This is a genomic window from Pseudoalteromonas sp. QJM3NY_12 (assembly GCF_056173165.1).
Map to the genome: position 1 here is coordinate 1517246 of NZ_CM149661.1, position 20304 is coordinate 1537549.

Below are 20304 nucleotides of genomic sequence, written 5' to 3' on the forward strand. Positions count from 1 at the left end.
CACAAAGGGAAACGAAATATTTTTATCGTCAGGATAAGCATATTGTGTACCTATCTTTTATTTTAAGTGATTGTGTTACAGCTAGATTTGAGCTAATGTCGCGTTTTAATTTTTAGGTGCCCCTATGTCAGAGCCTCACACAAATAATACAAATAAAAAAATACATCCTGTTCATAAAGTAGAGCATGCGCTTGAGTCGTTTATATTTAAAGGTCGCTGGTTACTTGCCCCATTTTTTGTAGGCTTATTATTTGCTGTGGTTTTATTACTTATAAAGTTTTTTAAACAGCTATATTTGATGGGGATAGCGACGTTTACTGCTAGTAATCAAGAGTTGTTGGTTGGTATATTAACGTTAGTTGATACTGCTTTGTTAGCAGGTTTGCTGTTGATTATTATTTTTAGCGGCTACGAAAACTTTGTCTCTAAGCTTAATATCGAGAATCATGAAGACCGCCCAGTATGGATGGGCAAGGTCGGGTTTTCTGGTTTAAAAATGAAGCTGATCAGTGCAATCGTGGCTATTTCAGCCGTTGAGCTGCTTAAGGTATTTATAAGCTCTGCGTCTCATTCTAATGATGAACTACTCTGGAAAGTGTTAATACACGTTACGTTTGTGGTATCAGGTGTACTATTTGCTTTTACTGATTATTTAAATAGTAAAACAATTAACCACTAAAAATTTGTTATAAAAAACCCGAGCAATGCTCGGGTTTTTTTACGTATAAATGCTAACAATTAACTGCAGCGGGCGTAGTAGCAGCCAAAAGGTTCAATAGTTAGTGTTGCATTGTTAAGCTGTGCATTGTGATGAGAAAGCGTGTTATGTTCTTTTTCAACACTAACATCAATAACAAGCTCTGCTTTTGCCCCGCTTAAATTGAATACACACAACATCTTTTCTTCGTTTAATGTGCGGTAAAACGCCAAAATTGGCTCGGCGGTTTGTATAAACTCAATATCACCTTCAAGTAGTACCGGCTGGTTTTTACGCCAAGCCATAAATTCACGGTACGCGTTTAATATTGAGTTTACATCATTCTCTTGTTCAGCAACTGCTTGTAGCCTGTGTTGTTGATCAACAGGTAACCACGGTTTTACCTCACTAAATCCTGCATTGTGCGCATTGCTTTGTGAGTTATCTAGGTTCTCCCAAGGCATTGGGGTACGACATCCATCACGACCTTTAAAGTTTGGCCAAAAAGTTATGCCGTATGGGTCTTGTAAATCTTCAAAAGCGACGCTGGCTTCACCGAGTCCGAGTTCTTCACCTTGATACATACATACGCTGCCACGAAGTGAAGCGAGTAGGGCAGTCAACATTTTACATTGCGCTGGGTTTACCTCTCCCGTTTCACTCCAACGGCTAGCAACACGTTCTACGTCATGGTTGCTAAATGCCCAGCAAGGCCAGCCTTCAGTCATGCGTTGCTCAAGTGTAGTAACGGTGTTTCTTATATACTCGCTCGAGTAATCATCCGTTAATAGCTCAAAGCTGTAACCCATGTGCAGTTTATCGCCACCTTGGGTGTATTCTGCCATTGTGGCTAATGAATCTTCAGATGAAATTTCACCCAGTGATACGGTACCAGGGTACTTGTTGAGTAAAGTACGAATATCACGCATAAACTCTATGTTTTCAGGCTGGGTATTATTGTAGTAATGGTACTGAAATGCATAAGGATTATCTTCGCTAAAGCCACGGCCTTGACGTTTTTCTTTTGGTTTAGCTGGGTTATCACGAAGCAAAGCGTCATGGTAGCAAAAGTTAATTGCGTCTAACCTAAAGCCATCCACGCCTTTTTTAAGCCAGAATTCAACATTATCGAGTACAGCTTGACGAACATCAGGGTTATGAAAGTTAAGATCAGGCTGTTCAGTAAAAAAGTTATGCAAGTAGTATTGTCCACGACGCGGCTCCCATTGCCATGCACCACCACCAAAAATAGACAACCAATTATTAGGTGCTGTGCCATCTTCTTTAGCATCGGCCCATACATACCAGTCGGCTTTGTCGTTAGTTAAGTCTTCACGGCTATCAATAAACCATTGATGTTGATCTGAGGTGTGGCTTAGCACTTGGTCAATAATAATTTTAATGTCGCGTTGATGTGCTTGTGCAATTAACTCATCAAAATCAGCTAAATTACCAAAAAGCGGGTCAATATCACGGTAGTCACTAATATCATAACCAAAATCTTTCATAGGCGATTTAAAGAAAGGTGAGATCCAAATAGCATCTACCCCTAAGCTTTTAATGTAATCAATACGATTTATTATTCCTTTTAAATCACCAATGCCATCGTTGTTGCTATCTTGAAAGCTACGCGGATAAACCTGATAAATAACCGCACCTTTATACCATTGCTTTTGGGCCATGCTTTTCTCCGTTTTCACACTGTCTTTGTGTTGTTCTTTTTTAGAGGTAATAATCCTCGTTTATTTGAAAAAGCATACTTGAAGCCTGTCATGCTGTAAAAATCCTGCATACGTATGCACCTATTTCAAGGCATTAAAACAAGATGTACAAATCATTCAGGCAAGCGTTTTGGGTCGTGGATTATTCTTATTTTACTTTACCAATTCTAATATTGAGTTGTTAATTTATTGTTTGCGCCATGTAGGTGTGTAAAAACAAAGGTGTGCACTGAGTTGGTGTTTTTTAGTATTGGTCTTACCAATTCAATTTGAATAGATAGTGTGTTTAATAATAAATTAAAAAATAAAATCACTTTGTTTCACTTTATTGTCGTTTTATGAATGGCTTATTTCATAAAAAATAAATACAGGTTAACGTCAAGCTCATAAAGTATAATTGCACCAAAATAATCCATTGCAAAACAGTTACTTACATGTTTGGTTGTAAATTTAATGTTAACTTTGGCTGTGTAATGCTATTTTGAATACGTATGCATAAAGTTGTTAATAAAATAATACGAGCGTTAATATTCATCCTGACAACAAAATAAGCTCGCATGTTTAACTATCACTTAAACAAGTAAGCGGGTATCACATTATGGGTAACGGGAAAACATTATGGCTATGTTCAAACCAAGTATATTAACGCTAGCATTAACTGCTGCCGGACTATCAAGCTTTGCCACCACCGCGGCACAAGAAGAAACAATAAAAAATGATGATGTAGAAATCATCGAAGTAAAAGGTTTTCGCGGTAGTGTTGTTGAATCAATTAATACTAAGCGTTTTTCAACACAGGTTGTTGAGTCAATTTCTGCAGAAGACATTGGTAAACTTCCAGACTCATCTATTGCAGAGTCAATCGCACGTTTACCAGGTTTAACAGCCCAGCGTCTTGATGGTCGTGCTAGCCGTGTAAGTGTTCGTGGTTTTAGCGAAAACGAAAGCGCAACAACATTTAATGGCCGTGAGCAGGTATCTATTGGTGACAACCGTGGTGTTGAGTTTGACCTTTACCCATCAGAAATAATGAGCGGTGTTACTGTTTATAAAACGCCAAGTGCTAGCATTGAAGCTGAAGGCATTGCCGGTGTTATCGACATGCAAACGGTAAAGCCTTTAAGTAAAGGTGAACAAGTGATCATGTTTAATGGTCAGTATGAGCAAACTAGCTTTGATAAACTAAACCCGGATGGCGATGACAAAGGCTTTCGTGGCACCGTTTCATACATAGACCAGTTTGCAGATGACACTATAGGTGTAGCATTTGCTTACAACACAATGAGTTCTCCAAACCAAGAAAAACGCTGGAATTCTTGGGGTTACCCTGAGTTTACAGGGAATGATGGCCAAAACTATTCAATTTTAGGCGGCGCTAAACCTTTCGTACGCTCATCAACACTTGAACGTGATTCAGCGATGCTAGTAGTGGAAGCTGCACCAAATGATCGTTTAAACATGACGTTTGATGCGCTATATGTAGATTTTAATGATGAAAAAATCTTACGTGGTATTGAAGTTCCTTTCGCCTGGGGTCAAGGTAGCATCGACCCAAATAGTGTTACTGTAGATGAACAGTCTGGCTTTATTACCAGTGCAGTCACTGAAGGGCAACGCGTTGTTGTACGAAATGACTACGAAGAGCGAAAAGCAGAGCTCACACAATTTGGTTTTAATGCAAAATACGATATTAACGATGATTGGTCAGTTGAGTTTGATGCAAGCCGCTCAAAAGTAGATCGTACTATTTGGAGTATTGAAAGTTATTCAGGTACTGGCCGTGGCGATGCAAACGGTATTGCTGATAACATAGGGTACGCATTTGATGGTGGAAATACGGGTGCACAGTTTACTCATGAGCTTGATTACAGCGACTACGACTTAATTCAGTTAGGTGGTCCGTTATCTTGGGGTGGCAGTGCTGCGCTAAATAACAAGTACGGCTTAAATGACACGGCTTATCAAAATACCGCACAAGATGGCTTTATTAATGCCCCAGAGATTAGCGATGAGCTTTCAACGCTTAAGTTAGCGGCCAGTAAAGTACTTGAAAACGAATACTTTAGCCGTATTAATTTTGGTTTATCTTACCGCGACCGTGAGAAAGTAAAACAGTCTGAAGGCTACTTCATGACTTTAAAAGATTTCTCTTTAGATAATCCAGGCATGGTATCAGTACCAGAGCAATACCGTTTAGGTTCGGCAAGTTTAGACTTTATTGGCATGGGTGATATGATTGCTTATGACACTAACGGCCTAGTAAATGATGGTTATTACGATCTACTGCAAGAAAGCTTAACGGATCAAAAACACTTAACCCGTTCGTGGACAGTTCAAGAAGAAGTTACCGCTGCATTTATTCAAGCAGACATTAATGCTGAAATTGGTGGCATACCGGTAACAGGTAATGTAGGTATACGTTATGTACGCACTGAGCAGTCATCACAAGGCTTTGAAGCATCAAATATTAATGGTTTAGTTGTTGCATCACCTACTGATATTAGCCACGACTATTCAAATGTATTACCAAGCTTAAACTTATCTTTTGCAATTGACCAAGAGCAAACAATTCGTTTTGGCGCGGCTAAAACAATTTCTCGTGCTCGCCTTGATGAAATGCATGCATCGATTGAAACAAGTTATAACAGCGAAAAGCCAGACGAAAATGGTAACTACTGGTCTATTTCTGGTGGTAATGCAGAGCTTGAACCAAAAGAAGCAACAGGCTTTGATTTAACATACGAAAACTACTTTGATGCAGAAGGTTACTTCTCAGCAGCGTTATTTTATAAAGACATTGACCAATGGATTTTTGATGAGCGTTACGATGTTGATGTAACAGGCAAAGAAGACCCTGCAACAGGCGAAGTTCCACCTGCGGATAGAAATACGGCTACTCGTTCAAGTAAAGTGAATGGTGGCGACGGAAGTTTATGGGGTTATGAGCTTTCATTATCATTCCCTTTCAGTGTATTACATGAATCGTTAGAAGGTTTTGGTTTAATTGCGAGCCACACAAGCGTTGAGCAAGACTTGCAAGATCAAAACGGAAACGATTACGAGCTACCAGGTTTGTCAGATAAAATTGATAGCCTAACTGTGTACTTCGAACGCAATGGTTTCCAAGCACGTACTAGCATGCGTAAACGTAGTGACTTTAAAGGTGATATCTACGGTTCAGGTTTTGCAACCCAACAGGTTGATATACTTGGCGAGACTATTTGGGATGCGCAAGTAGGCTATGACTTTGCTGATTCTGGTATTGCAGGTTTTGAGAACTTATCAATGACGTTCCAAATTCAAAACATTACCGAAGAAGCGTTTACATCATTGCAAGGTGATAATGCACTGCAAGTGCGTGACTACCAAGACTATGGCCGTACATACTTACTCGGTGTAAGCTACAAGCTATAATAAGTTTTGTATTAAGAAGCCCTTGTAATTAGTTTTACAAGGGCTTTTTTATAGCTACTTTACCTAAGTTTTATCAACCTTTTTAAATTCTGATTTAAAAAAGTGAGCAACAATATGAAGCCAATACAACACGTCGTCATTGCAGGCGGTGGAACAGCCGGTTGGATAGCCGCAGCACTACTTAATAAAGTGTTAGGTAAATTAATTAATATTACCCTTATTGAATCAAGTAGCATTGGTACTATAGGCGTTGGTGAAGCGACCATTCCGCCTATTATTGGGCTTAATAATGCGCTCGGTATTAATGAGCAAGATTTTATAAATGCCACTAATGCTTCTATTAAGCTGGGTATAGAGTTCGAAAATTGGAAAACACCAGGGCATAGCTACATGCATGCATTTGGCTCGTTTGGTAAAGATTTTCCCTTTTGTGACTTTTACAATTTTTGGGTAAAAGGGCAAATTAATGGTAGTGAGGACTCTTTATGGGATTTTTCTCTTAACTATCAAGCTGCTAAACAACACAAATTTACGCTACTAAATGCTATTCCTAATACTCAATTACCAGGGCTTAGTTATGCGTTTCATTTTGACGCCACTTTGTATGCTGAATATTTAAAAAATCTTGCATTATCACGCGGCGTTAAACACATTGATGCAAAAATAGAACGTGTTGAGCAATGCCCAGACACAGGTAATATCACCAACTTAACACTTGACGATAATAGCCAAATCCAAGGCGATTTATTTATAGATTGTACTGGCCAGCGCGCACTTTTAATTGAGCAAACTCTTAATGCGGGGTTTGTTGATTGGTCACATTATTTACCATGCGATAGTGCTGTTGCAGTGCAATCAACAGGCAGCAGCGAATTAAAGCCCTATACGCGCTCCATAGCACATGACGCAGGTTGGCAGTGGCAAATTCCGCTACAAAATCGAACAGGTAATGGCTTAGTGTATTGCAGCCGTTATTTATCGGATGAGTCGGCAACCGCGCTTTTATTAAATAACTTACCGGGTGAGCCAACAACAAGCCCGCGTTTAATTAAATTTAAAACAGGTCGACGTTTAAAGCAGTGGCATAAAAATGTAGTCGCAGTAGGGCTCTCTAGTGGATTTTTAGAGCCCTTAGAGTCTACTAGTATTCACTTAATACAAAGTGCGGTAATACGTTTAATTAAGTTGTTTCCTCATAATGGGGTTAGTGATGCGCTAGTAACTGAATTTAATAAGCAAAGCATCAGTGAAATCGAGCATATTCGTGACTTCATTATTTTGCACTATAAATTAACTGAGCGAGAAGACACCCCATTTTGGCGTCAATGTAAGCAAATGGAAATTCCTCAATCGTTAGCGCATAAAATGGATTTATTTAAACAAACGGGCAAAGTCGTGCGCGAAAACGACGAGTTATTTGCAGAAGTAGCTTGGCAGCAAGTATTTATAGGTCAAGGCCTAATACCAGATGACTATAACAGTATTGTTGATTCATTAAGCAATGAACAACTAACGGATTTATTCGCAACGTTAAAAACCCTAATAAATTCAACGGTAGATAAACTACCTAGTCATAAAGAGTTTTTAGCTAAGTTAAAAACAAACTAAGTGGCGTGACGTAGTGCTTTAGTTGCGGGTTAATTGTCACTGAATATGGCTGTGAATACGTATGCAGCAACTGTAACCAAGCCTTACTTAGCTTTAGTATAAACCTATAACAACACTGAAATAAAAATGACACACACAATGAAAAAAAGATTTTACACGCCGTTGCTTATATGCAGCGCATTGCTGGTGCACGGTTGCAGTGATGACAAAGAGACAAAAACAGATTTGTTAGTTAAGCAAACAGACCCAGTTAAGCCAGTGGTATATCAAGTATTTACTCGTTTATTTGGTAACACCCAAACCGCTAATGTGCCATGGGGAACCAAAGAGCAAAATGGCGTTGGTAAGTTTGCTGATTTTAACGACGAAGCATTAAAAGGCATTAAAGAGCTAGGTACTACGCATGTGTGGTACACCGGCGTTTTGCATCATGCCTTGGTGGGTGATTACACTGATTACGGTATAAAACAAGACGATCCTGATGTGGTAAAAGGGCGTGCAGGTTCGCCTTATGCAATAAAAGATTATTACGATGTAAATCCAGATTTGGCAATTAATGTTACCAATAGACTCGAAGAGTTCAGCGCGCTAATTGAGCGTACTCACGAGCATGACATGAAAGTAATTATTGATATTGTTCCTAATCATGTAGCTCGAGATTATCACTCAATCGCTAAGCCTAACGGCGTGAAAGACTTTGGTGAGGACGATGATACTAGCAAGGCATATGCTAAAAATAATAATTTTTACTATGTACCGGGTGAATCATTTAAAGTACCAACAAGCGACAGTTACCAAGTGTTAGGTGGCAACAAACACCCTTTAGCCGATGGTCAATTTAGTGAAATCCCAGCAAAATGGACTGGCAATGGTGCACGTGCTCCAAAGCCTGATATAAACGACTGGTACGAAACGGTAAAAGTTAACTACGGTGTTAAACCCGATGGCAGCCTAGACTTTCCAGCTTTACCTAGGTCGCTTGAAAACCAAGATTACCGTGCTCATTATGCCTTTTGGCAAGATAAAGAACTGCCAAATAGTTGGTATAAATTTAGAAATATTGCCCTTTATTGGCTAGATAAAGGGGTTGATGGCTTTCGCTATGATATGGCTGAAATGGTACCCGTTGAATTTTGGAGCTTTTTAAATTCATCAATAAAAACACATAAACCCGATGCGTTTTTACTCGCCGAAGTATATAACCCATTGATGTACCGCACCTATATTCACCAAGGTAAAATGGACTACTTGTATGACAAGGTCGGTTTTTACGACACCCTAAAAGGGATTATGCAAGGTAAGCAACCCGCTAACACCTTATTTAAAGCACAAGCTGAAGTGGCAGACATTGAACAGCACATGCTGCACTTTTTAGAAAACCATGACGAACAACGTATTGCAAGTCCTGACTTTGCTGGCAACGCAGCATGGGGGAAACCGGCTATGGTTGTTTCTAACTTAATTAGTCGCTCGCCAACCTTGCTTTATTTTGGTCAAGAGGTAGGTGAAGATGGATCAGAAAATGCAGGCTTTGGTTCGCCTACACGCACTAGTATTTTTGATTACATTGGTGTACCAGCGCACCAAGCATGGATGAATAATGGCAAGTTTGATGGCGCAAATTTAACTCCTGAGCAAGCACAGTTACGTCAATACTATATTGCAATTATGGAACTTAATGGCTTACCTGCTGTTGTTGCCGGTGATATGGCACCCTTGATGGTAACAGGCAGTGATAGAGTGGTGGGTTTTGTACGCACCTTAGGTCAGCAATCATTATGGGTGCTGAGCAACTTTAGCCAGCAATCACAAACAGTCACTATTACGCTCACGCCAAATCAAGCAACCATGCTCAAACCAAACTCAACGCTATACGACTTACTAGAGTCGCATAGCGGTATTTTGGTGAGCGATGAGAAACAAAATACAACCTTTACGCTGACCCTTGATGCACTCAGCAGTGCCGTTTTAACAAATAAGGCTGATCATGAATTATAACAACAAACCAACCTTAAGCTTTTGGCAAATATGGAATATGTGCTTTGGCTTTTTAGGCATTCAATTTGGCTTTGCACTGCAAAACGGTAACGTAAGCCGTATATTTCAAACACTTGGCGCTAATGTCGATGATATTCCTATTTTATGGGTTGCAGCGCCGCTCACGGGCTTAATTGTGCAACCAATTATTGGTTATTGGAGTGATAAAACCTGGGGCAAATTAGGCCGCCGTCGTCCTTTCTTTTTATATGGCGCTATATTAACCACGTTATCGCTTTTTATTATGCCAAATTCTCCCTCGCTTTGGATTGCTGCGGGTATGCTGTGGATTATGGATGCCTCAATTAACGTTACCATGGAACCGTTTCGTGCTTTAGTAGGTGACAACCTGCCAAACAAGCAGCGTGCCACAGGCTATGCCATGCAAAGCTTTTTTATTGGTGTGGGAGCGGTGGTTGCATCAGCACTCCCTTGGATGATGACCAACTGGTTTGATATTGCTAATACCGCACCGATTGGTCAAATTCCTGATTCTGTAAAGTATTCGTTTTACTTTGGTGGGGTTATTTTATTTATTGCAGTTGGCTGGACTATTGTTACCACAAAAGAGTACTCACCCGAGCAGCTTGCACAATTTAATCAACAAGAATCACAAACAACACAAACCAATATTACTAATAGCGTTAATTTTACCAAAGGCGGCGTTATTTTTAGCGGCTTAGGTTTGCTTGTTTTAGCCACAGTATTAGGGCTGAATCTGGAAAAAGAACTTTACTTGCTGGCTGCTGGGTTAGTTAGTTTTGGTGTTATTCAATTTATTGCAGCGGCATTAAAAGCTAAACAGCACACTAGCGGCGGTTTTTATAATGTAGTGAATGATGTATTCACAATGCCTGAGGCGATGAAGCAATTGGCATGGGTACAATTTTTTAGTTGGTTTGCGTTATTTGCTATGTGGATTTACAGCACCTCAGCGGTAACTAGCTTTCATTACGGCAGTACCGATACCAGCTCGTTAGCGTACAACAACGGTGCAGATTGGGTAGGTATATTATTCGCTGCATACAACGGCTTTGCCGCGATTGCTGCTTTATGTATCCCGATCATCGTTAAACGCGTGGGATTAAAAGTAGCACATGCACTTAACCTTATTTTAGGTGCGTTGGGCCTAGCGAGCTTTTTGTTCATAAAAGATCCAAGTTTACTTATTTGGCCAATGATAGGCGTAGGTTTTGCGTGGGCGTCTATCTTATCACTGCCTTATGCAATGTTAAGTACTTCGGTACCGAGCCATAAAATGGGCGTTTACATGGGCATTTTCAACTTTTTCATTGTGATCCCACAATTATTAGCCGCCAGTGTGCTGGGGTTAATATTACGCCACTTTTTTGAAAACCAACCTATTTACGCATTAGTACTGGGTGCTGTGTCGTTTGTACTTGCAGCGGTTGCGGTATTGCGTGTTAAGCACACTCAGTAACGTAACGAGTAAACTGAAATTAATTAAGGCTTTAAAATGAAAAAATTAAATACAATTACCACCAGTTTATTAATGCTTGGTTTAACAGCTTGTGGCGCGCAGCAAGAGCCATCAAACAGCTCTGTAATGCAGGTATCGGCACCCGGAGCCCCTGGGCAGAGCCATTTTGGGCTTATGCAGGTAAAACCGGTATTGGCACATCTTTTGAGCAATATCAAAATGGCCATTACAGTGATGAGGCCCCTACAGGAGCGGTTTCAAAAGTATGGTTTTCAATTGCTAAAGGTATGATCACCGAAACAATGTTTGGGCTTATTCACCAAGCGCAAATTAAAGACATGCAATTTGTGGTAGTAGGAAAGGATTTTACAGTCACAGAAGCTGACGATTTAGACGTTACCATTGACTACTTATACAAAGACGATAAAGGCCGTCCGTTATCATTAGCTTACAAAGTAGTAAGCAAAGATAAGCAAGGCCGCTTTAGCCTCGAAAAACACGTATTTACCGATCCTGATGGGCAAAGCTTATTTGTACGCAGTATTTTTAATACTCAGCTTGAAGGTGTTAAGGCATACGTAAGCGTTAACCCGTATGTTGATAATAACGGCCTTGATGATTTTGCTAAAACCACAGAACAAGGGCTGCTGGCATGGCAAGACAACAGCTACCTTTCATTACAAGGTGCGCAGCCATTTAAACAAACAAGTGTTGGTTTTACAGGTGTAAGCGATGGTTTAAATCAGCTGAAAACAACTCAGCAGCTTACTCAGGTTTATAAAAATACCGGTGAACAATCGGGTAATGTTAGCTTACTTGCAGAGCTGGGTGAAATTGGTGAAAACAGCCAGTTCGATTTAACCCTAAGCTTTGGCAATAGCGAACAAACCAGCTTTAAACAAGGGCAAGCTACGTTAGCCAGAGGTTACCAAGCGGTGCTTGATAATTACAACGGTAAAGGCGAAGCGCTTGGTTGGCAAGACTACCTGCAAAGCCTTGCACCGCTAAATAACATGAGCGAACAAACCGCAGATAACGGCAAGTTACTTTACACCAGTGCCATGGTACTTAAAGCGCAAGAAGACAAAACTCATGCAGGCGCACTTATTGCCTCATTATCTAACCCATGGGGTGAAACCGTATCGGCTAAAACCGGCTCTACTGGTTACAAAGCGGTATGGGTGCGCGACTTTTATCAAGTTGCCATGGCGTTTATGGCCATGGGCGATAATGCGACCGCTAAAACTGCATTCGAATACCTTGAAAAAGTTCAAGTAAACAGCAAAACCCCTGGCAATAAAGGCGATACAGGGTGGTTTTTACAAAAAACACATGTTGATGGTGAACTAGAATGGGTAGGTGTACAGCTTGACCAAACAGCTATGCCACTCATGCTAGCGTGGAAGCTTCATCAAGCTGATGTTCTAACAGATGCAGAGCTGAGCGATTGGTATAGCCGTATGTTAAAGCCTGCGGCAGACTTTTTAGTTGAGGGTGGCCGTGCAAACATTCTATGGAACGACACACAAATAACGCCGCCAGCCACTCAGCAAGAACGCTGGGAAGAGCAAGAAGGGTATTCGCCATCAACCACCGCCGCTGTTGTTGCTGGTTTAATTACTGCAGCCGATATCGCTAAACTAGCAGGTGATGATGCCAATGCAACACGTTATCTAAATACAGCAAAGCGTTATAACAATGATATTGAAAAATTAATGTTTACAACGGCTGGTAATTTACAGTCGAGCGCCTCAGATGGTGAATATTTTATTCGTATTGGCCAAGACAAAGACGCCAATTCAAATACTAAAATTAACGCCAACAATGGCCGTGAAGGCTTTAATAAAAAACAAATACTCGATGGTGGATTTTTAGAGTTGGTTCGCTATGGCGTGCGTGATGCGCTAGCGCCTAGCATAGTAAAAACACTGCCAGAATATGATGACGAAACCCTAACAGATAACCTACAAGTTAAATACAGCTTTGAGTTTACTGACGGCAGCGGTACATTTGCAGGCTACCGCCGCTATGGTAACGACGGGTACGGTGAAGACGAAGTAACGGGCGCTAACTATGCGCAAGGTGGAAAAAACAGCCCAGGGCAGCGTGGGCGAGTTTGGCCATTTTTTACCGGTGAACGTGGTCATTACGAAATTGCCGCCGCAAATGCCAATAACAGTTTAGATGCAACAAAACAGCAGGCTATTAAAAATAGTTATGTAAAAGGGCTAGAGCAATTTGCCAACCAAGGCATGATGCTACCTGAACAAGTATGGGATGGTGTAGGCATTAATAAAGCGGGTTACACGTTAGGCGAGGGTACAAACTCGGCCACACCACTGGCGTGGACACATGCGGAATACGTTAAGCTAGTGCGATCACTAAGCGACAAACAAGTATGGGATCATTATCCGATGGTAACTAAAGCACTAAAATAACCACAAACTATCCGCAGTTCAGGTTAATTAACATAGCCGTAGTAAAATACGGCTATGTTATTTATTACAATAATAACGAGGCTGAAATGAAAACATTTACCTTGAGCGCATTAGCATTAGCAATCATGCTAACAGGCTGCCAAAGCGCACCATCATTAAATAACTACACGAATAACACCGAAACATCGCCACTAAATACTGAACAACAAGCAAATCCGTGGTGGGAAAACGCCATTTTTTACCAAATTTGGCCCCGCAGTTTTTACGACAGCGATGCTGATGGCCATGGCGATTTTAATGGTATGACCCAAAAGCTCCCGTATCTACAAGAGCTTGGCGTTAACGCATTGTGGTTAACCCCGATGTTTGAAGCACCTTCTTATCATGGCTATGATTTTACTGAATTTTACCAAGTAGAAAACGACTACGGCAGCATGGCAGAGTTTGAAGCCTTTATAAAAGCTGCTGACGACAAAGGCATGAAAGTCATACTTGATTTAGTTATAAACCATATATCAAGTAACCATGAATGGTTTCAGCGTTCAGCAAAACAACAAGCCCCTTATGCAGATTACTTTATTTGGCGCGACGATATGCCAAAAGCCGGAAGTGGCTGGGGCCACGCATGGAGTAATAACGACCAACCCAACGCAGTATGGCATTGGAATGAAACACGTCAGCAGTATTACTATGGTGCGTTTGGAGCAAGCCAACCTGACTTGAACTTACGCCACCCTGATGTTGTTGCCGAAATGGAAAAAATGGCTAAGTTTTGGCTTGATAAAGGCGTTGCAGGGTTTAGATTAGACGCAGTACGTTTTGCAATGGAAGGTGGCGCAGATGCGCAAGCCGATACCGACGAAACCATTGTATATTGGCAGCACTTTAACCAATACGTAAAAAGCGTTGATCCAGAGGCATATTTAGTAGGTGAAGCATGGGCTGACATTCCCGTTGCAGCAAAATACTTTGGCGAAGGTAAAGGCCTCGATCAAGGCTTTGATTTTGAAGTGGGCTATAAAATACTGGGCTTATTAAAACCCGATGCCAGTGGTGAAGCGCAATTTGGCACCATGCAATCTAACCAAAAAGTGAATACAGTTGATGCCAATGTGCTCAAACAAAATTTACAGCAGCGTATTGATTCAACTGCGCCGCTTGATTTTTTTGCACCGTTTTTAACTAATCACGACCAAGAACGTGTTGCTTATCAACTTGCAGAGCACGACGATAAAGCAAAACTTGCTGCTGCCATGTTATTTAGCTCTCCTGGCACGCCGTATATTTATTACGGTGAAGAGATTGGCCTAACACAAGGTGGCACAGGTCATGATGTGTATAAACGCGCACCAATGCAGTGGAATAACAGCAACCAAGCTGGTTTTACTCAAGCTCAAACAAGTTGGGTTGAGCAGGCTGAACTGTTTGGTGATAACTACACCCAGTGGTGGCCTGAATATTTAGCACAGCAAATTAATGCTGCTGATCGCAATGTAAAAGCGCAACAAGCACAATCTAATTCACTGTGGCGTTTATATCAGCATTTAATAGCACTAAAAAAACAGCGCCCAGAGCTGGGTATTAAAGGCAGTTATGAATTAAGACAGCATAGCAATGGCCTAGTTGAAATAACCCGCGAGTTAAACGGCAGTAAAAGTATGTTTGTGCTTAACTTAACCGCTAACCCGCAAAGCATCAATAGTATTAAACGCGATGGGTTAACGCCTAACTGGCAACACGACCTCAATGGCGAGCAACTCGCTGGCTATGGTTTATTGTTACTAAACAACACACTATAAATAAAAAACACGCAAAAGGGCTAACATACGTTAGCCCCTTTTGGTTAAAGTGCTTTTATTGCATTGCCCCAAGTTATAGCTCATTTTTAAAGTTTATTAGATTAGATAAAAGTCCTTTAAATTCATACTTTATAATATTTTACTTAGTGGGCTAATTACCCCATTCGCGCCTTGTTGTAAAACATGCGTATATATTTGCGTGGTGCGAACATCGCTATGGCCGAGTTGTTCTTGCACGGTGCGTATATCTGCACCAGATTCAAGTAAGTGGGTAGCGAACGAGTGCCGTAGTGTATGGCAGGTAACATTTTTTTGAATTTTTGCCAGCTTTGCTGCCTGTTTAATTGCTTTACGAACCGTTGTTTCATCAATATGGTGGCGACGCAGTTTTTTACTTTCTGGGTCAATGCTTAACTGGGCAGAAGGAAACAAATATTGCCAGCTCAGTTCATAAGGAGCCGCTGGGTATTTTCTAGCTAATGCATTCGCAAGCCAGACACCGGCATAGTCTGTTGCTTGTTTGTCTCGATGCCAGTAGTCATTTACCAAGTGACTTTGGCTGCGCAACAACGGCAGTAGTTTGAGTGCTAATGTTACTCTGCGGTTTTTATTGCCTTTGCCCTGCCAAATCATTAATGAGACATAGTCATAATCGACATCTTTAACCCGTAGCCTTACAGCTTCCATTAAACGTAGACCACTACCGTAAAGTATCTGAGCGATAAGTTTATACTTAGGATCCATTGCCAATAATAAGCGCTGCATTTCTTCACGGGTCAGTACTACAGGTAATTTAGGTGGCACGAGTGATTTATTAAAATTCATTTCAAGTGATAACGGTCGACTAATAATATGACGGTATAAAAATACCAAAGCATTTAAAGCCGTTGCCTGAGTTTTCATTGCAACATTACGCTGATTACTTAAATAAGATAAGAATTGCTCAACCTCCGACTCTGCCAATTGCGCCGGATGTTTTTTACCATGGTATAAAATGTAAAATTTTATCCAATATTGATAAGTGTCTATAGTACGCTTGGCATAACGACGCGTTATCATAAAGTCACGGATTGATTCTAAAAATATAGAAGCCATAATCAGCTCTAGCTGGTGCTGTATATATAAACAGTAGTTGTATTTAGTTTTTTTTCAACAACTCGCGGGATTATTTCTTGTATTTTACAACAACAAAAAAACAACAAATATAAATCCCTTGATTTACATTTAGATACAGAGTTAAACTTAAAGTATTAAAAAATCAAAGGATTTTATGTCTACAACTTGCGGGTTTTGATCCTTTGAATAAGCTGTTAGATTCTTCCGCAACCATCAGTATAGAGTTAATGAAAAAAATAATTGGACAGATAATCGCCTTAACAAAAAATATATTTTTGAATAGTCCAGATGGCACACAGAATGGAATGGAACAGTTCTTTGTTGGTAAACGTGATCCTTTCCAGTTTTCTGGTGGGGTTGGAATATCTTGGTGGTATACACTGTTTACACACAAGACAGTTGAAAACTTGTCATTTCTTATAAATGGCGACCTGAAAGAATTTTCTGGTTGCGACCATAAAACTATACAAGGTGTTGTTAGAGATACACTCCATGAGATTTGTGTAGATAGAAATATATTCAATGGAGATCTAGTTTGTTTCGGCGATAAGGACACACTTTTTGAGTGTAGAACTGAGACTGACGTAAACAAATATGGAGCTTATATATTAGATGCGATTTTAGGAAATATTAGAAAATCCATCTCCTTAGGTTGCGTAATATACTCAGCCCCCAGAATTACAGGTCAGTCATTTACAATAGACTCTGAAAAAATTCATGTAATTCATAAAAATGACAGTGACAAATGGAACGAACTTATCGAACTTGGTTATTATTTTCGTGAATGGGACCCGGTTACAGGAAATTTTATAGATGGTCATAAATCTGCCTTTTCAGGGAAAGATTATGATTATGTATTTGCAACTGAGACTGAAGGAACAGATCAAGGAAATAAGTTTTCAGCTTCACTAAAATTCAGAAAGCTATTTTCAGTTATTTCGGCACTCATTGAGTACAAATATAGGTTTAAGGTTATGGCAAGACCTTATTCAATGTGCATGCAAATACCTCATGCCAAGAGCCAAGGTAAATCTTTTACTCAAAACGAAATAGGTGAGTTGTATCCATACTATGACAGTGACCTTGAAATAAAAAATGAACATATTTCAAAAATAAAACAATGGTATAGAGAAGAACAAGAATTGGCAGATGAGCAAAGAAATAGAATAGAAAAATGTGCTCACTTCATCAATAAGGGGATGAATAGTTCTGACATCGAAAGCTACATCCACTATTTTGTTGCTCTAGATGCACTCTATGGAAAAGTTGGATCTGTATCAAAGTCAATTGAGCAAGGTGTAAGCTATTTACCTGAAAGTAGTCACTGGAATGAGAAAATATCCTGGCTTTTCGATCTCAGGAATGAACTAGTTCATGGTGGCAGCAGGTACATTGAGGAATGGCCAAAGTACATGAGGTATTACCGTCACTTTTCTGAGGAGCCAGCTAGAGATATTGAGAAATTAGCTTTGCATGCTTTAGCCAGTGCGCCATCAATATTTCACGAATCTAACAAGTAAATGCAGGTGACGCCTACGGCGCACCTGATTTAGGCGTTATACGCTAAGTTAAACTTTCACCATATGGAGATGTTAATTGAAACCTGAACTATGCATTAAGTTGGATTATTTACAAGAACGTAAAAATCCAGCTGAAATATTCGATGCTATGTCCTTATATATAAATGCATATAGGGATTTTGGACAGTTGATGGCTAATTCATTAGGTATCAAAGGCGATTTTGACTTCCAATTAAATGCAATTGAAAGCGGCTCTATTTTAAGTAAGTTATCTGCACTCCCTGGAAAGCTAGACGAAATATTCGAATCTGCGTGTTATAAATCTGGTAATAATACTTTTGCAGAATTAGTTAATGTCGATGAAACTGAAACTGAGCAGCAGGTTGAAGAATTAGCGCTTAATATTGAAACTTCCTTAGCTGATAATACACCTGAACAAATTGCAGACCCTCACATAGATAGACAAAATTTAGCTTACGTTTTAAGAAGTTTCTCCTTAGCGAACGAAAAAATTAAAAGCGGTGAAAGTGTTATTTTTAGATCATCTAACGGTTTAAAAAATGAGTGTCGTTTAAATACTAAATGGAGGTTTACAGGTAATCCAAAAGAAATGTTTCAAGGCTCAACCCAAAGCTATGATGGCAAGTTAAAGCTAGTTGCTAAAATATCAGTAAATGAAGGGAACTCTGTCTGGACATTTAGATGTGAAAAAATTAAACAACCATTTTCAGCTCGAATAATTCATAAAGAATGGTTGGAAAAATATCAAACAGGTTTAATTCAACCTGTTGGGGTAAAAGATGTTATTACCGCCCATGTCTCCTATGACATTTATACACCAGCTAAAGGTAAGGGTGAGCCTGTAATCAGAAATGCCAAAATAAAAGAAATCACTGAAATTAAAAGGAATACGGTTTATCAGCATGAACTCAGCTCTTTCTAAAAATCAGAGAAAAGCAATTTATGCTGATTTAAAAACAGAATTTCTATATATAGCTATTCCATTTTGCTTACTAATTGGGGTGAAAAGTTATATGGGAGATTGGCGAGATATATTTATGGTTGCAGACTGGGCTTTAGCTTCATGTATTATTTTTGGTCAAATCACTTCAAAAGTATCTAAGGCTGTCGCTAATTCTAAATTAACAACAAGCCAAGAGCATTTTGGTTTGTATACAGCGAAAAGATTCTTTTTAGTCGTTTTGGCTGCCGCGGTATATTTTGGAATGTTGGCATTACCAAGTATGGAGTTAGGTATATTTCAAATAGTTTTGTTTTTTGTTGCAAGCTATTTTCATTTTTCTGATGGTTTTGCTACAGCAATTATGCAAAAAAGCGTATAACAAGGCACTCAAGCAGGACAAAAAACAGTTGGTTTTGCTCCTGCGTCGCTAATTTTAACCAACTATTTTTTGCCTCTTAGTGGGGCGTTAGCCAATTCAATTGAGGATCAGGAGGATAAGTTGATAAAAGTTAGGAAAAATGTTTTCGAAATGCCAATCTTCTTTGGGGTTATTTATATTGCAAATATAATTATTTTCGCACTTTTGTATTGGAAGTCATTCCCGATAGATTTTAAAAATGTAGACAATCTTAGTTTCATACAAGCTCTTTATTTTAGTGTGGTTTCTGTTACAACATTAGGGTTCGGAGACATTACACCTAAAATGGAGAACAGTTGGCTAATTATAAGTGTAATACTTCAAGTGGTTTTAGGGGTGTTGACGATAGGTTTCTTTCTTAATTCGATATCTCATAAGATATCTCAAAGTAAAGAGAACGAAATTAATCAGAGATTGGTTGATGAAGAAAGAATAAAAGTTTCTAAAGCATTACTACTTCTTAAGCCTATTATTAATCGACAGATTTCTACCTTGTCTGATATTTATAAATCCACCTCTAGCACTAGCAGTTCTGAATCGTATACTGTAAGGCCTTTAGACTTTTGGAATGATGACTATTTTGATCAGGTTTGTCTAATAGATTACTACTCCATGGAAAGTAAGTACGGTAAAGAAAAGATGATTGGTAGTGTCATTCTTGAGGAAAATGAGCAGTTTCAAAAAGAGCTGGAGTCTTACTTGGTGAAGTTTTCACATGTGTTATCTATAGATTTAGTCACGCTAATTAATGAAGTCCAAAACCATCGATACTTCGATTACCCCAGAACCTCTCTGAAGTTGTACAGGCACTTTATGAGTGTAAATGGTCACGTAGAAAGAAGACATATGATCGCAAATGAGCACAGTGCAAGAATTGCTACCGCTAAAAATATGCCGCTTGCTATGAGAAACTACCACAAGAAGTTATTGGATCTAATCAGTATTTTTGATGACTATTGTCCTGAGCAAGCTGTTGAAATGAATATATCATTAGTTTCTCATATTGCCCCTAAACCTGGCTCTGCAATAGGTAAATTGTTTGTCTTTGGGGGAGAAGACCCAATACAAGTTGATAAGCTATTGGATGATAGTAAGGCTGCCTAAATTGGCTAACAAAGCATTTAAGAGTGA

At 39.6% G+C, this 20304-nt stretch carries 12 protein-coding genes and 1 pseudogene; 11 read left to right on the forward strand and 2 right to left on the reverse strand.

The genetic code is table 11. From position 1 onward, the window contains the following. Window positions 1-124 precede the first annotated feature (124 nt). Window positions 125-679, forward strand: a complete 555-nt coding sequence (locus AC0VZ5_RS07040) for a TIGR00645 family protein (protein WP_138604863.1) — start codon at window positions 125-127, stop codon at window positions 677-679. 59 nt (window positions 680-738) lie between these two features. Here the strand turns inward: AC0VZ5_RS07040 and AC0VZ5_RS07045 are convergent, their stop codons facing one another. Further along, a complete protein-coding gene (locus tag AC0VZ5_RS07045; RefSeq protein WP_475474676.1) occupies window positions 739-2379 on the reverse strand; it encodes an alpha-glucosidase family protein in 1641 nt (546 codons plus the stop codon). A gap of 657 nt (window positions 2380-3036) precedes the next feature. On the opposite strand from AC0VZ5_RS07045, the gene AC0VZ5_RS07050 reads away from it, so the two are divergent. From AC0VZ5_RS07050 to AC0VZ5_RS07075, 6 genes and pseudogenes are all read left to right on the forward strand, one after another. Beyond that, entirely contained in the window at window positions 3037-5832 is a 2796-nt protein-coding gene (locus AC0VZ5_RS07050) for a TonB-dependent receptor (RefSeq protein ID WP_475474677.1), read from the forward strand. A 114-nt stretch (window positions 5833-5946) separates the two neighbouring features. Next, on the forward strand, window positions 5947-7440 hold the full coding sequence (locus AC0VZ5_RS07055; RefSeq protein WP_475474678.1) for a tryptophan halogenase family protein: 1494 nt from the start codon (window positions 5947-5949) through the stop codon (window positions 7438-7440). A gap of 138 nt (window positions 7441-7578) precedes the next feature. Further along, complete coding sequence (locus AC0VZ5_RS07060) at window positions 7579-9438, forward strand: alpha-amylase family protein (protein WP_475474679.1); 1860 nt, start codon at window positions 7579-7581, stop codon at window positions 9436-9438. Continuing rightward, on the forward strand, window positions 9428-10918 hold the full coding sequence (locus AC0VZ5_RS07065; protein ID WP_475474680.1) for an MFS transporter: 1491 nt from the start codon (window positions 9428-9430) through the stop codon (window positions 10916-10918). Before AC0VZ5_RS07060 ends, AC0VZ5_RS07065 begins: the two co-directional genes overlap by 11 nt. Before the next feature lie 36 nt (window positions 10919-10954). Beyond that, a pseudogene (locus tag AC0VZ5_RS07070) lies at window positions 10955-13356 on the forward strand (glycoside hydrolase family 15 protein). Window positions 13357-13442: 86 nt separating this feature from the next. After that, entirely contained in the window at window positions 13443-15155 is a 1713-nt protein-coding gene (locus tag AC0VZ5_RS07075) for an alpha-amylase family glycosyl hydrolase (RefSeq protein ID WP_475474681.1), read from the forward strand. 129 nt (window positions 15156-15284) lie between these two features. Here AC0VZ5_RS07075 and AC0VZ5_RS07080 read toward each other — a convergent pair whose 3' ends face one another. Continuing rightward, entirely contained in the window at window positions 15285-16250 is a 966-nt protein-coding gene (locus tag AC0VZ5_RS07080; RefSeq protein WP_475474682.1) for an integron integrase, read from the reverse strand. Between the two features lie 248 nt (window positions 16251-16498). Here AC0VZ5_RS07080 and AC0VZ5_RS07085 point away from each other — a divergent pair, with 248 nt between their 5' ends. The 4 genes from AC0VZ5_RS07085 (at window position 16499) to AC0VZ5_RS07100 (ending at window position 20277) form a co-directional block, all read left to right on the forward strand. Beyond that, window positions 16499-17791 (forward strand): hypothetical protein, encoded by a 1293-nt coding sequence (locus AC0VZ5_RS07085; protein ID WP_475474683.1) that lies wholly within the window; start codon window positions 16499-16501, stop codon window positions 17789-17791. Between the two features lie 76 nt (window positions 17792-17867). Next, window positions 17868-18734: a hypothetical protein gene (locus tag AC0VZ5_RS07090; protein ID WP_076421169.1), complete on the forward strand. Its 867-nt coding sequence runs from the start codon at window positions 17868-17870 to the stop codon at window positions 18732-18734. Next, window positions 18715-19134, forward strand: a complete 420-nt coding sequence (locus tag AC0VZ5_RS07095; protein ID WP_016899176.1) for a hypothetical protein — start codon at window positions 18715-18717, stop codon at window positions 19132-19134. Before AC0VZ5_RS07090 ends, AC0VZ5_RS07095 begins: the two co-directional genes overlap by 20 nt. A 120-nt stretch (window positions 19135-19254) precedes the next feature. Beyond that, window positions 19255-20277, forward strand: a complete 1023-nt coding sequence (locus tag AC0VZ5_RS07100; RefSeq protein WP_475474684.1) for a potassium channel family protein — start codon at window positions 19255-19257, stop codon at window positions 20275-20277. Window positions 20278-20304: the final 27 nt, after the last annotated feature.